12 protein-coding genes are annotated in these 14012 nt (G+C 65.3%); 6 read left to right on the forward strand and 6 right to left on the reverse strand.

Annotation, left to right across the window (positions count from 1 at the left end):
* Positions 1 to 99: 99 nt before the first annotated feature.
* The 5 genes from CI41S_RS09170 to CI41S_RS09190 form a co-directional block, all read right to left on the reverse strand.
* Entirely contained in the window at positions 100 to 1938 is a 1839-nt protein-coding gene (locus CI41S_RS09170; protein ID WP_139858663.1) for an AMP-dependent synthetase/ligase, read from the reverse strand.
* Between the two features lie 157 nt (positions 1939 to 2095).
* Entirely contained in the window at positions 2096 to 2875 is a 780-nt protein-coding gene (locus CI41S_RS09175; RefSeq protein WP_139487209.1) for an ABC transporter ATP-binding protein, read from the reverse strand.
* Between the two features lie 10 nt (positions 2876 to 2885).
* On the reverse strand, positions 2886 to 3644 hold the full coding sequence (locus tag CI41S_RS09180; protein ID WP_139858664.1) for an ABC transporter ATP-binding protein: 759 nt from the start codon (positions 3642 to 3644) through the stop codon (positions 2886 to 2888).
* The gene (locus CI41S_RS09185) at positions 3641 to 4792 is read right to left on the reverse strand and encodes a branched-chain amino acid ABC transporter permease (RefSeq protein ID WP_139487207.1); all 1152 of its coding nucleotides are present in this window, start codon (positions 4790 to 4792) and stop codon (positions 3641 to 3643) included. The genes CI41S_RS09180 and CI41S_RS09185 overlap by 4 nt, the downstream gene beginning before the upstream one ends.
* Positions 4793 to 4794: 2 nt before the next feature.
* On the reverse strand, positions 4795 to 5670 hold the full coding sequence (locus tag CI41S_RS09190) for a branched-chain amino acid ABC transporter permease (RefSeq protein WP_139487206.1): 876 nt from the start codon (positions 5668 to 5670) through the stop codon (positions 4795 to 4797).
* A gap of 294 nt (positions 5671 to 5964) precedes the next feature.
* Between CI41S_RS09190 and CI41S_RS09195 the strand changes: the two genes are divergently transcribed.
* The 6 genes from CI41S_RS09195 to CI41S_RS09220 all read left to right on the forward strand — a co-directional run bounded on the left by CI41S_RS09195 (position 5965) and on the right by CI41S_RS09220 (position 12828).
* Entirely contained in the window at positions 5965 to 6717 is a 753-nt protein-coding gene (locus tag CI41S_RS09195; protein WP_139858665.1) for an ABC transporter ATP-binding protein, read from the forward strand.
* Positions 6714 to 8234 (forward strand): permease, encoded by a 1521-nt coding sequence (locus CI41S_RS09200; protein WP_139858666.1) that lies wholly within the window; start codon positions 6714 to 6716, stop codon positions 8232 to 8234. Before CI41S_RS09195 ends, CI41S_RS09200 begins: the two co-directional genes overlap by 4 nt.
* Before the next feature lie 183 nt (positions 8235 to 8417).
* The gene (locus CI41S_RS09205; RefSeq protein WP_139858667.1) at positions 8418 to 9476 is read left to right on the forward strand and encodes a toxic anion resistance protein; all 1059 of its coding nucleotides are present in this window, start codon (positions 8418 to 8420) and stop codon (positions 9474 to 9476) included.
* Positions 9473 to 11059: a substrate-binding domain-containing protein gene (locus CI41S_RS09210; RefSeq protein ID WP_139858668.1), complete on the forward strand. Its 1587-nt coding sequence runs from the start codon at positions 9473 to 9475 to the stop codon at positions 11057 to 11059. Before CI41S_RS09205 ends, CI41S_RS09210 begins: the two co-directional genes overlap by 4 nt.
* Entirely contained in the window at positions 11060 to 11716 is a 657-nt protein-coding gene (locus CI41S_RS09215) for a 5-bromo-4-chloroindolyl phosphate hydrolysis family protein (RefSeq protein WP_139858669.1), read from the forward strand.
* The gene (locus CI41S_RS09220) at positions 11716 to 12828 is read left to right on the forward strand and encodes a hypothetical protein (protein ID WP_139858670.1); all 1113 of its coding nucleotides are present in this window, start codon (positions 11716 to 11718) and stop codon (positions 12826 to 12828) included. The genes CI41S_RS09215 and CI41S_RS09220 overlap by 1 nt, the downstream gene beginning before the upstream one ends.
* A 15-nt stretch (positions 12829 to 12843) precedes the next feature.
* Here CI41S_RS09220 and CI41S_RS09225 read toward each other — a convergent pair whose 3' ends face one another.
* The gene (locus CI41S_RS09225; RefSeq protein ID WP_139858671.1) at positions 12844 to 13953 is read right to left on the reverse strand and encodes a helix-turn-helix transcriptional regulator; all 1110 of its coding nucleotides are present in this window, start codon (positions 13951 to 13953) and stop codon (positions 12844 to 12846) included.
* Positions 13954 to 14012: the final 59 nt, after the last annotated feature.

The following is a 14012-nucleotide window of genomic DNA, read 5'->3' on the forward strand; positions in this document are numbered from 1 at the left end:
TGTTGCTATTCATCGCGCCTCGTTTTGTTTGAGCGTGATCCTCTCGGAAAACCGCTGCGCACTTTGCGCTAACGCGGCCCTCCGGGTCCGGATCATGCTCTAGGCGACCGCGCGCGCCCCATACATGGCGTCGATCTCGGCCGCGTAGCGCTTGTTCACGAAGCTGCGCTTCAGCTTCATGGTCGGCGTCAGCTCCTCGTCCTCCGGCGTGAGCTGGCGCTCGATCAGATAGAACTTCTTGATGGTCTCGACGCGCGCGAATTTGACGTTGACCGCCTCGACCTCGCGCTGGATCAGGTCCTGGATTTCGCGGGCGCGGCACAAGCTCGCGTAATTGGTGAAGGGGATGTCGTGGTCCTGGGCGAACTTCTCAACGTTCTCCTGGTCGATCATGATCAGGCAGGTGAGATAGGGCCGCTTGTCGCCGATCACGACCGCGTCCGAGACGTAGGGCGAGAACTTGAGCTGGTTCTCGATCTCCGACGGAGTGACGTTCTTGCCGCCCGATGTGATGATGATGTCCTTCATCCGGTCGGTGATCCTGACATAGCCCTCATTGTCGATCGTGCCGACATCGCCGGTGTGCAGCCAGCCCTTGGCGTCGATGGTCTCGGCGGTTCTCTCCGGCTGATTGAGATAGCCCATGAACAGGAAGTCGCCCTTGATCAGGATCTCGCCCTTGGGGCAGATCATCACCTCGCCCCACGGCGCGGCCTTGCCGACCGAGCCGAGCTTGATCCGCTCCGTCGGCATGATGGTGGCGACGCCGCAATTCTCGGTCTGGCCATAGACCTCGCGCATGTCGAGGCCGAGCGCGAGATACCAGCGGATCAGGTCGGGCGAGATCGGAGCCGCGCCGGTGAGCGCGATCCGGCAGCGGTCGAGCCCGAGCATGCGGCGGATATTGCGGAACACCAGCCAGTAGGCGGCGCGGTTGGCGAGCCGCAGCGACAATGGCGGCGTCTCGCCCTCGAGCCGGCACTCGGTCATGCGGTTGCCGATCGCGAGCGCGCGGCCATACATCCAGTTCTGGAACGGGGTCGCGTCCTTCAGCGCTATGGTGATGCCCGAATAGAACTTCTCCCAAACCCTGGGCACCGCGAGGAACGCGGTCGGCTGCACCTCGCGCAGGTTGTCGGGCACGGTCTCCGGGCTCTCGGCGAAATTCATCACCGAACCCAGCGCGATCGAGATGTAGTAGCCGCCGACCCGCTCGGCGACATGGCAGAGCGGCAGGAACACCAGCCGCTCCTCGCTGTCGGTCGACGGGAACAGATCGTTGGCGTGGCGCATCTGGTGCGTCACGCTGCGGTTGGAATGCATCGCGCCCTTGGGCGGGCCTGTCGTGCCCGAGGTGTAGACCAGGATCGCAAGGTCGGACGCGGTGCGGCTGCCGGTCATCTCGTCCCACAAGGCCGCGTTGCCATGGGCGTGGTTGCGGCCGAGCGCCGCGAACTCGGCAAACGACAGCACCATCGGATCGGAGAAGCCGCTCAGGCCCTCCATGTCGAACACGACGATCTTTTCCAGCGTCGGACAGCGCGCCCGGCAGGCCAGCACCTTGTCGAGCTGCTCCTCGTCCTCGACGAACACGATTTTGGTGCGGGAATCGTTGACGAGATATTCGACCTGCGCCGTCGAGTCGGTCGGATAGATGCCCGAGGACACCCCGCCCGCGCACAGGATGCCCATGTCGGCATAGACCCATTCCGGCACCGCGTTGGCAATGATCGACGCGACGTCGCCGGGACGGAAACCGCTCGCATGCAGGCCGTGGGCGATGTCCTTTGAAATCTGCAGCCATTCGCGCCAGCTGGTCGGCTGCCAGATGCCGAACTTCTTCTCGCGGATCGCGGGCCTGTCGCCACGCGTCTGCACCGCGAGCAGAAAGCTCCTCGCGATCGTGTCGGCCACCGTCAGCACCGCCGGTCCTGCCATGCGCGTCCCTCCTCTGCCGCTTGCCTCGCGCCGGGTCTTGCTGCCCTCTTGTTCGCGAAACCGGCCTGAAATCTAGCTCCAAGTCCCTCGCAACGCCAATCTTCCTCTACGCCAGCCCGGCGCGGCGCTATCGTCAAATCTGCTAACGCCAGGTCTTCTAGCGCCAGGTCTTCTTCTTTTTCCAGCGCCGTTCGCCCCGCGCGCCGGCTTCCTTGGCGCCGAGATAGAACTCCTGGATGTCAGGTGAATTCATCAGCCGCTCGCAGGTGTCGTTCATGACGACGCGGCCGATTTCCAGCACATAGCCGTAATGCGCCGTCTCCAGCGCGATCTTGGCATTCTGTTCGACCAGCAGGATCGACATGCCCTGCTCCTCGTTGACGCGGCGGATGATGGTGAAGATCTCCTTCACCAGGATCGGCGACAGGCCCAGCGACGGCTCGTCGAGCAGCAGCAAGGCCGGGCGGTTCATCAGCGCGCGCCCGATCGCGAGCATCTGCTGCTCGCCGCCGGAAAGCTGTCCGGCCGGCTGGCCCAGCCGCTCCTTCAGCCGTGGAAAATAGCCGTAAACCCGCTCGAGGTCCTGCGCCACGCCGTCGCGGTCCTTGCGCGGATAGGCGCCCATCATCAGGTTCTCGCGCACCGACAGGAACGGAAACACCTCGCGCCCCTCCGGCACGTGGCTGAGGCCCAGCCGCACGATCTTGTCGGCCTCCATGCGCTGGATCGGCTTGCCCAGAAATTCGATCGAGCCCTTTTGCGGGTCGAGGATGCCGGAGATCGTCTTCAGCACCGTGGTCTTGCCGGCGCCGTTGGCCCCGAGCAGCGTCACGATTTGGCCGCGCGGCACTTCGAGGCTGATGCCGCGGATCGCCATGATCGGCCCGTAATAGCTCTCGATATTGCTGAGCTTGAGGATGATGTCCGGTGCGCTCATGGCATCATCCTCATGTGCCCAGATAGGCCGCGACGACGTCGGGATGGTGCTGCACCTCCGACGGCGAGCCCATCGCCAGCACGCGGCCGTAGTTCAGCGCGATCACCCGGTCGGAGACCCGGTTGACCAGCGTCATGTCGTGCTCGACCATCAGCACGGTGATGCCGAGCTCGCTCTTCATGTCGCGGATCCAGAACGACATGTCGTCGGTCTCCTCGACATTGAGGCCGGAGGACGGCTCGTCGAGCAGGATCAGCTTCGGCTCCGAGCACAGCGCCCGCGCCAGCTCGATCACCTTGCGCACGCCATAGGGCAGGCCCGAGATCAGCTTGTCGCGGTAGGGTTCGAGGTCGAGGAATTCGATCACCTGCTCGACCCTGCGGCGGTGCAGCTTCTCGCCGGCGCGCACGCTCGGCAAATACAGCAATTCCTGCCACAGCTGCGTCGTGGAATGGCGGTGGCGGCCGACCAGCAGATTGCTCAACACGGTCGCATTCTCGAACAGCTCGATGTTCTGGAAGGTGCGGGCGATGCCGAGCCTTGCGATGTCGTAAGGCGGCTCTTGGGTGATGTCCTGATCCTCGAAGAAGATCCGGCCCGAGGTCGGCGGATAGATCCGCGAGATCAGGTTGAAGATCGAGCTCTTGCCGGCGCCGTTGGGCCCGATGATCGAGAGGATCTCGCCCTTCTCGACCGCGAAGCTGACGGCATCGACCGCTTTCAGGCCGCCGAAATGCAGGGACAGGTTCTCGGCGCGGAAATAGCTCATCTGTTCCGCTCCGATTTCACATAGATCTTCTGCCGCTTGAAGGTCGCGCGCTTGTACAGCGGGAACAGCTGGAAGAAGAGCTTGATCTTGAGCCAGCGGCCATAGAGCCCCAAAGGTTCAAAGAGCACGAACAACACGATGATGACGCCGTAGATCGCGCCCTTCAATCCGTTGGCGGAGGCGAAGGCGGCGGCCGCATCCTGGATATGGCCGGCGCGCTCCTTGCCGGCGCCCAGCGTCGCGGCAACGCCGGCGATCACGCCGGGCATGTCGTCCTTCAGATAGGTGAGGAACGGATCGATCATGACCAGGAAGATCGCGCCGAGCACCGCGCCATGCAGGCTGAAGGTGCCGCCGATCAGGATCACGATGATGAACTCGATCGAGAGCTGCAGCGTGAACATCTCCGGCGAGATGAAGGAGAGCTTGTGCGCGAACAGCACCCCGGCAAACCCGGTGATCGCCGCCGAGATCGCGAACGACTTCACCTTGTAGAGCGCGACATTGATACCCATGCTGCGCGCCGCGGTCTCGCTGTCGCGGATCGCGACAAAGGCGCGGCCGGTCGGCGAGCGCAGCAGATTGAGCGTGCCGACGATGGTGAGGACCAGCACCGCGAGACAAAGGTAATAGAAGGTCGGACCATCGCGCGACACGGTGGTGCCGAGCAGCTCGATGGTCTTGACCCGCATGCCCTCGTTGCCATGGGTCACGCTCTCCCAGCGCGCCAAAATCTCCTCGACGATGAAGGCAAACGAAATCGTCGCGATCACGAGATAGATGCCCTGCAGCCGCAGCGCCGGAAAGCCGACCAGCGCGCCGACCACGCCGGTCAGCAGTCCCGCCGCGAGGAAATAGACCGGAAACGGCACGTTGAATTGCTGCAGATAGGCCGCGGTGTAGGCGCCGATCGCCAGGAACGCGGCGTGGCCAAGCGAGGCCTGCCCGGTAAAACCGGTCAGGATCAGCAGCCCGACGCCGACCGTCGCATAGATGCAGACAAAGACGAGCTGGCTCATCAGATAGCTGGACAGCAAATACGGCGCGATCAGCAGCACCGCGAGCAGCAGGCCGTATGACCAGACGTAGCCCGAATGCGGGAACAGCTTGATGTCGTCCTCGTAGTCGGTCTTGAAGAGGAATCGCATGCTCAGACTTTCTTGCGCACGTGGAGGCCGAACAGGCCCTCGGGCTTCAGCAAGAGCACCGCGAGCAGCACGAGGTACGGCGCGACGTCCTTCCAGCCCTGCGGCAGATAGAAGCCGGCCATGCTCTCGATCACGCCGATCAGGACGCCGCCGACGACGGCGCCAGGGATCGAGCCGAAGCCGCCGAGCACCGCGGCGGGAAACGCCTTCAGCCCGAGCACCAGTCCGACATTGGAGTGGATGAAGGTGATCGGCGCCAGCAGCACGCCGGCGCAGGTCGCGACCGCCGCCGAGATCGCCCAGACGATCGACACCACGCGCTTGACCGGAATGCCCATGTAATAGGCAGCCAGCATATTCTCGGAACTCGCACGCATCGCGGTGCCGAGCGTGGTCCGGTTGAAGAACAGATAGAGCAGCGCGCACAGAATGACGGTCGCGGCGATCACCGACAGCTTGTCATAGGCCAGCACCAGGCTGCCGATCCGCAGCACGCCCTGGCTGAACGGCGTCTCGATCTTGAAATCGTCGGTGCCCCAGATCATGCCGGAGATCGAGCGCAGGAAATAGCCGAGCCCGATGGTCGCCATGATGATGGAGAATTGCGGATAGCCGAGGATCGGGCGCACCACCAGCCGCTCGGCCAGCATGCCGAACAGCGCCATGCAGATCACGGCGCCGGCAAAGCCGATCCAGTAATTCAGCCCGAGGATGCCGATGAAGGTGAAGGCGAAGAAGCCGCCGAGCATCATCAAATCGCCTTGGGCGAAATTGACGACCTCGGTTGCCTTGTAGACCAGCACGAAGCCGAGCGCGATCAGGCCGTAAACGCAGCCGAGCGCGATGCCGCTGACGAGCTGCTGAACGAAGTCCAGCATCGTTTCCCTCCCCGATGCCCCGGCGATTCTTCCCGATCGCCTGGAGCATCCCGCCTTCGCGCCCTTGTGTCGCAAGCGCTGAAAGCCGTATGTCCCTTGCCGGGATTGAGCCAAAAGGCCCGGTTCCTGTCAACAAACCGCTGGCCGTATTGGCTCATTACATTTGCGGAGAAATGCCGCAGTACGGACTATTACGGGTATCGCACGCGATTTGCCTGCCACGATTCACCGCGCCGAAACGGTTTTTCTCCAAGGTGCGCAACCGATGAGCGAAGTCCGGGATCGCGACCAATCATGACATCAGAACTGTCCGCACTCGCCGTGCGAGGGTTAACGAAGCGTTTTGACCGCCCGGCGGTCGATGCGCTCGATCTCACGGTGCGCGTCGGCGAGTTCTACGCGCTGCTCGGGCCGAACGGCGCCGGCAAAACCACGACGCTGCGCATGGTGGCGGGGCTGTTGCGGCCCGATGCCGGCACGGTCTCGATCCTCGGCATCGATGCGCTGTCCGATCCGGTCGTCGCCAAGCAGATCATGGCCTGGGTGTCGGACGAGCCGATGATCTACGACAAGCTGACGCCGCTGGAATATCTCGAATTCGTCGCCGGCCTCTGGGGCATCGATCCCAGGCAATCGGAAACCTCGGCGCGCGACCTCTTGATCTCGCTCGGGCTCGAGGCGCACCTCAACGAGCGCTGCGAAGGCTTTTCCAAGGGCATGCGCCAGAAGGTGGCGCTGGCCGGCGCGCTGGTGCACGATCCCCGCCTGATCATTCTCGACGAGCCGCTGACCGGCCTCGACGCGCTGTCGGCCCGTCACGTCAAGGGACTGCTGCAGCAACGCGTGCGCGCCGGCTGCACCGTGATCATGACCACCCATATTCTCGAGGTCGCCGAGCGCATGGCCGACCGGATCGGTGTGATCGCCGCCGGCCGGCTGATTGCCGAGGGCACGCTGGCCGAGCTGCGCCAACAGAACGGCCGCAACGACACCAGCCTGGAAGATATGTTCATCGCGCTGGTTGATACCGAAGCGGCGGCGGCGTGAGCTCGGCCGCCCACATCGGCTGGTTCGCCCGCCACGAATTCCGCCTCGCCTGGCGCGAATGGCTGGCGATGATGACCGGCGGCCGGCGCCGCCGCAATCGCGCGGTGATCGGATTGATCGTCTTCGCCGCGATCCTGCACTTGCCGGCCTATGCCGTGGTCGGCCGCTTCGCCGAGCTGCAATTTCCGCTCGATCCGTCGGCGCTGATCGTGCTGAGCGGAACCATCTTCCTGTCGTGGGCCCTGATGCTGTCGCAGGCGATCGAATCGGTGACGCGCGTGTTCTACGCCCGCGCCGATCTCGACCTGATCATGTCGTCGCCGGCCAAGCTCACCAACATCTTCTCGGTGCGCATCGCCGCGATCGCGCTGACGGTGAGCAGCATGGCGCTGCTGCTGTCGGTGCCGTTCATCGACGTGCTGGCGTATCTCGGCGGCGCGCACTGGCTCGCCGGCTTCGGCGTCGTTATCGCGATCGGGCTGTCGGCGACCGCCACCGCGATCGCCGTCACCGTGTGGCTGTTCCGCCTGATCGGCCCGAGCCGGACGCGGCTGGTGGCGCAGATCGTCTCCGCCATCATCGGCGCCGGCTTCGTCATCGCGCTGCAGGTCGTCGCCGTGTTGTCCTACGGCACGCTGTCGCGCTTTGCGTTCCTCAGCTCCGACACCGCGGCGCGCATTGCTCCCGGCCCCGACAATATCGTGTGGTGGCCGGCCCGCGCCGCACTGGGCGATGTCGGCATGACGATGCTGCTGATCGCCGGCGGGCTCGTGATGCTCGGCGTCGTCATGGCGGTGTTCGCGCCGCGCTTCGCCGACACGGTCGCAAGCGTGGCGGCCAATCCGGCCGTCACCACGCGCGGGCGCTCCCGCAGCTTCCGCGTCGGCTCACGCCAGCACGCGCTGCGCCGGAAGGAATTTCTGCTGCTGCGCCGCGATCCCTGGCTGCTGTCGCAGAGCCTGATGCAGATGCTCTATCTGGTGCCGCCGGCCTTGATGCTGTGGCGCAGCTTCTCCGACTCTTCGACTGCGATCATCCTGATCACGCCGGTCGTGGTGATGGCCGCAGGCCAGCTCGCCGGCGGGCTCGCCTGGCTGACGATTTCGGGCGAGGATGCCCACGATCTGGTGGCGACCGCGCCGCTGCCGCCGTCGCGGGTGACCCGTGCCAAGATCGAGGTGGTCTTGATTGCGATCGCCGCCGTGTTTGCGCCGATGATCATCGCGCTGGCCTTTGCCTCGCTCGCGCAGGCCGCGGTCACCACCACGGCAGTCATCATCGCGACCGCGTCGGCTGCCGCGATCCAGCTCTGGTTCCGCGCGCAAGCCAAGCGCAGCCAATTCCGCCGGCGCCAAACCTCGTCGCGGGTCGCGACCTTCGCCGAGGCGTTCTGCTCGATCGGCTGGGCCGCAACCGCGGCGCTGGCCCTGACGATCCCCCTTGCCGCGATTGTCAGCGGCATTCTGACGCTGATCACGCTCGCCACCGCCTGGAAGCTTAGCCCGCGGCGCGGATGACCCACCTCTGGTCCTCGGATATTTCCCTATCCCGTTGAACCAGAAACGGATTTCCCGCGACTTGGATAACAGGGACAGCCCCTGCGCTGTCATCGAATCGTTCGAGTGCGATCGTTATCTTGCTGGGGTCTTGACCCGATACCATGTCTTGCCCGAGGGCAAAAAGCACAGGAGAGGAAGCGGATGAGCGAAACCATCAATGTCCCGGCGGTGGTGGTCGATGCGTCCGCAGTCGCACGTATCAGGTCGGAGATCGACATCGCCGACCGCTCGCGTATCGTCACCTTCGGCGATCGCGCCCAGCGTTCAGCGGTCGAGTTCGCCGACCGCATCCTCGCCCAGACCCAGAACCGCGAGCTCGGCACCACCGGCAAGCTGCTGTCGGACATCCTCGCCAAGGCGCGCAACCTCGATCCGGCCGCGCTCAGGGATGGCAACTTCCTCACCCGCCTGTTCTCCTCGATGGAGGCGCGGCTGCGCCGCTTCACCGAGCAGTTCGGCACCGTCTCCTCGCAGATCGACCGGGTCTGCGTCGAGCTCGACCGCAACAAGGAAACCCTGCGCCGCGACATCGCGGTGCTGGACGAGTTGCATGAGCAGACCAAGGACTCGCTGGTCGACCTCGATTCGCATATCGCGGCCGGCAAGGCCTTTGTCGAGGATTTCCGCCGCGGCAAGCTGGTCGAGCTGGAGCAGGCCGCGAAGGCGGCCGGCCAAGGTAGCGACGCGTTGCTGGCGGCCCAGACCTTCCAGGACGCCGCGCAGGCGCTCGACCGGCTCGAGAAGCGCATCTTCTATTTGCAGCAGGCGCGCCAGATCGGCATCCAGCAATTGCCGCAGATCCGCATCGTGCAGTCCGGCGACGAGACGCTGATCGAGAACCTGCAGGCCACCACCGAGCTCACCATCCCGGTGTGGAAGCAGAAGATGATCCTGCTGCTCGGCCTGTCCAGGCAGAAATCGGCGCTCGACCTGCAGAAGACGGTCACAGACGCGACCAACGAGATGATGCGGCAGGCGTCGGAAATGATGAAGACGCAGGCGATCGACATCGAGAAGCAGTCGCAACGCGGCATTGTCGATATCGAGACGCTGGAAAAGACCAATCGCGATCTGCTCGACACGATCTCGGGCGTGCTCAACGTCCAGGAAGAGGGCCGCAAGAAGCGGGCCGAGATCGAGCAGCGGATGGCGCAACTGACCGACCAGCTCAAAACCGCGCTGTCCAAGTCGCCCACATGAGCCTCGCCGTCCCAAGGTCCGCTGCGAAGTTCGTGGCCGGCCTGTTGCTCGCGCTCGGTCTCGCCGCCTGTTCGGCGCCGGGTCCGCAATTCACCATCCTGTCCGGCTCCGAGAACGACGTGCTGGCGCCGATGGTGCAGGAGTTCTGCGCGTCGCGCCAAGCGACCTGCACGGTGCGCTACCAGGGCTCGCTGGATATCGCACTGGCGCTCAAGCCCGGCGGCGATCCCGACGCCGACGCGGTCTGGCCGGCGGCGTCGATCTGGATCGACATGTACGACACCGCACGGCGGGTCAAGTCGGTGAAGTCGATCGCGCAGATGCCGGTGATCCTCGGCGTGCGGCGCTCGGAAGCGCAGGCGCTGGGCTGGATCGGCGCCAAGGTGAAGACCAAGGACATCCTCGGCGCGGTGGAAAGCGGCAAGCTGCGCTTCCTGATGACGTCGGCGACGCAGTCGAACTCCGGCGCCGCCGCCTATCTCGCGATGCTGGCGGCCGGAATCGGCAAGCCCGATCTGATCGAATCCGGCGACCTCGACAAGCCCGAGGTGCTCGCCACCGTGCGCGGCCTCTTGCGCGGCGTGCAGCGTTCGTCGGGCTCCAGCGGCTGGCTCGCCGATCTCTATCGCGAGGGCGAGCGGACCGGCGCGAAGTACGACGCGATGTGGAACTACGAGGCGGTGATCAAGGAGACCAACGACAAGCTGATCGCCAATCACCAGGAGCCGCTTTACGCGATCTATCCCGAGGACGGCGTCTCGGTCGGCGATTCTCCGCTCGGCTTTGTCGATCGCGGCCGCGGCAAGGAGGTCGAGGCCTTCTTCAACGACCTGCAGGCCTTCCTGCTCAAGAACGAAACCCAGGCGCGGATCGCAGCGACCGGGCGTCGCGTCGAGCTGGGACGCGCGGCCCCGCTCAAGGCCGACCCGGCTACCAATCTCGATCCTGGCCGGCCGCTCACGGTGGTGCGGCCGCCGGAACCCGCCGTGATCCAGAAAGCGCTGGCGCTTTATCAGGAGGCCTTGCGGCGGCCGTCACTGACCGCGCTGTGCCTCGACGTCTCCGGCAGCATGCAGGGCAACGGCGAATCCCAACTGCTCGATGCAATGCGGTTTCTGTTCACGCCGGCGCGGACCCGCGAGGTGCTGGTGCAGTGGTCGCGGGAAGATCAGATCATCGTGCTGCCGTTCAGCGACCACGTGTTGTGGACGGCGACCGCCGGCGGCGACGATGCGGCGCAGGCCGATCTGCTGGGCAAAACGCTGAAGCTGCGCGCCGATGGCGGAACCGACTTCTACACCTGCGCCGCGCGGGCGCTGGCCGCCATGAAACCGTTTCTTGACCGTGAGCAACACCTGCCTGCTATTGTCATCATGACCGACGGCAAGAGCCAGGGCGCCATGTCGACCTTCGAGATGCCATGGCGGTCGGACGGACACCGGGTGCCGGTGTTCGGCGTGACCTTCGGCGACAGCGCCGACCGCAGCCAGCTCGACAATCTGGCGACCCTGACCGGCGGCCGGGTGTTTGACGGCACCAAGAGCCTGACCCAGGCGTTTCGTGCCGTGCGGGGATACAACTGAATGCCATCGGCGTGGTCAGGCATGAACTGGATCGCGGGCGGCGCCGGCGCCGCCGTGCTGTTGCCGCTGCTCGCGGTCGGCGTCGGTATGCCGTTCTGGGCCGCCGGTCTGATCAGCGTCATCGCCGGCGGCGGCGTGGTGGCACTGCTCGCGCCGCGCAAAATGTTCGAGGGGCTCGACAACAGTGGCGCGGCGCGCGGCAAGATCGAATTCGCGCGCGAGCTCCTGACCGACGCCGAGCCGCTGGCGATCCGGCTCGAGGTCGCGGTCAGCACGATCCAGACCAAGAAGGTCGCCGAGCGCGTCCGCCATTTGGCGCGGACCTCGCGCGAGATCTTCGCCGGCATCGAGGAAGACCCGCTGCGCGTCGACCGGGTGCGCCGCTTCCTGACCTATTACTTGCCGCGCGCCGCTGATCTCGCCGAGGCCTATGCCGTGCTCGAGAAGAGCGGCAACCGCGACACTACGCGGCTGGTCTCGACCAGCGATCTGATCGACCGCCTCGACACCGCCTTCACGCACTATGCGGCCAACCTGCAGGAGGCCGACCTCGACAATCTCGACATCGAGCTAAAACTGTTGAAGAGCTCGCTCGATGAGGATCTCGGGACCTCGGCCCTTCCTGCACCGTCGGATCCGAGCAAGAGGAGAGCCTGATGGCCATTTCCCGTCGGGCTTTTGGCATTGGACTTTTGGCCGCGAGCGCTGCCGGCACGGGTGGCTATGTCTATCTGCGGCAGCATCCGGAGATCGCGGGCCGGTTCGGCGAGCCGAAGCGGCTGTTTGGATTCGCCGGCGGCGAGAAGGAAGGCTTTCTGGCCAATGCGCGCGTCCGCAGCGTGCTGGAGCGGCGATTCGGGCTGATCCTCGACGCGCGCCGCGCCGGCTCGGTGGAGATGGTGCGCGAGCGCACGCTGCTCGACCAGAAGCCGCAATTTCTGTGGCCGTCCTCCTCCGTGCTGGTCGACGTTGCGCGCAGCTCCGGCGTCAAGATCTCGCGCGACCAGGTGATCTTCAATTCGCCGATCGTGCTGTATTCCTGGGATCGCATCGCCGACGGCCTGGTCAAGGCCGGCTTCGCCGAGCCCGCCGGCGGCCCGCGCTACACGGTCGACCTGCTCAAGGTGCTGAAGGCGATCATCGCCGGCGAGAGCTGGGAGGCGATCGGCGTGAGCGGCCTGTTCGGCCGCGCCCGCGTGGTCTCGACCGATCCCAACAAGTCGAATTCCGGGTTCATGTTCGCCGGGCTGACCGCGAGCCTGTTGAGCGGCGACGTCATCGCGCTCGACTCGCTCGGCAAGATCGACGGCGACGTCGCGACCGTGTTCCGCCGCATGGGCTACAAGCCACCGTCGTCGGGAAAACTGTTCGACGATTACATCGCCGGCGGCGCCGGCGCCCAGCCGATGATCGTCGGCTACGAGAACCAGCTGATCGAGTGGGTGCTGCAGGATGCCGACCGCTGGAAGCGGGTCGAGGCCAACGCACCTTCGAAACCGGTGATCCTCTACCCCAAGCCGACCGCCTTCTCCGCCCACCCCCTGATCAGCGTCGATCGCAGCGCCGACGAGCTGATCGATGCGCTGATCAGCGAAAGCCTGCTCGAGCTCGCCTGGGAGGAGCACGGCTTTCGCGGCCCGCTCGGCACCATTGGCAAGGCGCGCAACAGCCTGCTGCAGTCGCGCCTGATCGAACGAATCGATGCCGTGCTGCCGATCCCCGACGCGCCGGTCATGCTGGCGCTGCTCGACCGGCTCTCGACCGCCTGAGCCGCCGGCGCGGGATCAATCGGCCCCTGGAAGCGTGAGCCCGCCAAGCAAGGCAACCAGATCGGCCTGGCGATTGAGCCCGGTCTTGGCAAAGACCGCCTTGAGCTGGTTGCGCACGGTATCGCGCGCGACACCGACGTCCTTGCCGATGACATCAAGTGTCAGGCCGGCGGCGATGCCGCGCGCGACGCGGGCCTCGGCCGGGGTCAGATCGAACAGGCCGGTGAGCAGCTCTGCGTTCGGCACCACCGTGCGATCGACCGGCGTGATCACCACCAATGCCGACGCCAGCGAGAAGAAGTCCTGCGCGGTCCGCCGCACCGGCAGCACATGGACGATCATCGGCACCTTGTCGTTCTGGGCCGGGATCGGAATCGAACAGACGCTACGCGCATCGGGCTGGAGCCGCGCCTGCGCAAGCATCTCCAGCCCGTCGGCGAACAGGCGGTCGACCGCCGGGTCGGTAAACGCCAGCCGTTCGAGCCGGTCGCGGCAGACCTCCGGCACCAGCGCCTCGAACAGCGGATTGGCGGCGTACAACCGACCCGGTCCGCGCAGAACCGCCGCGGGCAAGCCGACTTCGGCGAGCACGTGAGCCATCGCGCGCGCCTTCTCCAGCCCACGGCGTGCGCCGAGCAGAGCGGCGCGCGCAAGATGCGGCCGAAGCGAATCGAAGAACCCGATCATGCTGCGGTCGACCGGGCCGATCTCATGACGTCGCTCGAACGAGAAGATGATGGTATCGCCGCTCGGCACGTCGAACATGGTTCCGACCGCCCAGCCGAGGCCGCGCCTGCGATAGAACTCGTAGACCGGATCGCTGGCGAGTTCTTCCGGCGAGAAGTGATCATGGTCACACGCGAATCCGAGCAGCGCGCTCTCCCGCATCCGCGTCGGGCGCGGATTCTTCTCGGCCCAGCCGTCGCGGAGAAATTCCACCATCGTGTCGTGAATGTCGGGCGAGGCTTCCCAACGCATCCGGTCGAGATTGGTGGTGAACAGCACGCCGCCGGCACCGTCGATGAGGCCCGACAGCCGGCCCAACACGGTCGGCCACAACTCGGGCACGACCGCAGCCTCGTAAATCGAATCTGTCAGATGCTGAAATTCGTCGCTTGAAATCATATGAGCATCATCAATAGGGCCGAAGCGGTCGTGCGGCAAGGCACGGCGCAAGCGGCCAA

The organism is Bradyrhizobium ivorense (genome assembly GCF_900696085.1).
GTDB lineage: Bacteria > Pseudomonadota > Alphaproteobacteria > Rhizobiales > Xanthobacteraceae > Bradyrhizobium > Bradyrhizobium ivorense.

Excerpts from the sequence above, each read along its gene's own strand:
- CI41S_RS09170 (WP_139858663.1), bottom strand. The coding sequence starts at position 1,938 with ATGGCAGGACCGGCGGTGCTGACGGTGGCCGACACGATCGCGAGGAGC.
- CI41S_RS09175 (WP_139487209.1), bottom strand. The coding sequence starts at position 2,875 with ATGAGCGCACCGGACATCATCCTCAAGCTCAGCAATATCGAGAGCTAT.
- CI41S_RS09180 (WP_139858664.1), bottom strand. The coding sequence starts at position 3,644 with ATGAGCTATTTCCGCGCCGAGAACCTGTCCCTGCATTTCGGCGGCCTG.
- CI41S_RS09185 (WP_139487207.1), bottom strand. The coding sequence starts at position 4,792 with ATGCGATTCCTCTTCAAGACCGACTACGAGGACGACATCAAGCTGTTC.
- CI41S_RS09190 (WP_139487206.1), bottom strand. The coding sequence starts at position 5,670 with ATGCTGGACTTCGTTCAGCAGCTCGTCAGCGGCATCGCGCTCGGCTGC.
- CI41S_RS09195 (WP_139858665.1), top strand. The coding sequence starts at position 5,965 with ATGACATCAGAACTGTCCGCACTCGCCGTGCGAGGGTTAACGAAGCGT.
- CI41S_RS09205 (WP_139858667.1), top strand. The coding sequence starts at position 8,418 with ATGAGCGAAACCATCAATGTCCCGGCGGTGGTGGTCGATGCGTCCGCA.
- CI41S_RS09210 (WP_139858668.1), top strand. The coding sequence starts at position 9,473 with ATGAGCCTCGCCGTCCCAAGGTCCGCTGCGAAGTTCGTGGCCGGCCTG.
- CI41S_RS09215 (WP_139858669.1), top strand. The coding sequence starts at position 11,060 with ATGCCATCGGCGTGGTCAGGCATGAACTGGATCGCGGGCGGCGCCGGC.
- CI41S_RS09220 (WP_139858670.1), top strand. The coding sequence starts at position 11,716 with ATGGCCATTTCCCGTCGGGCTTTTGGCATTGGACTTTTGGCCGCGAGC.
- CI41S_RS09225 (WP_139858671.1), bottom strand. The coding sequence starts at position 13,953 with ATGATTTCAAGCGACGAATTTCAGCATCTGACAGATTCGATTTACGAG.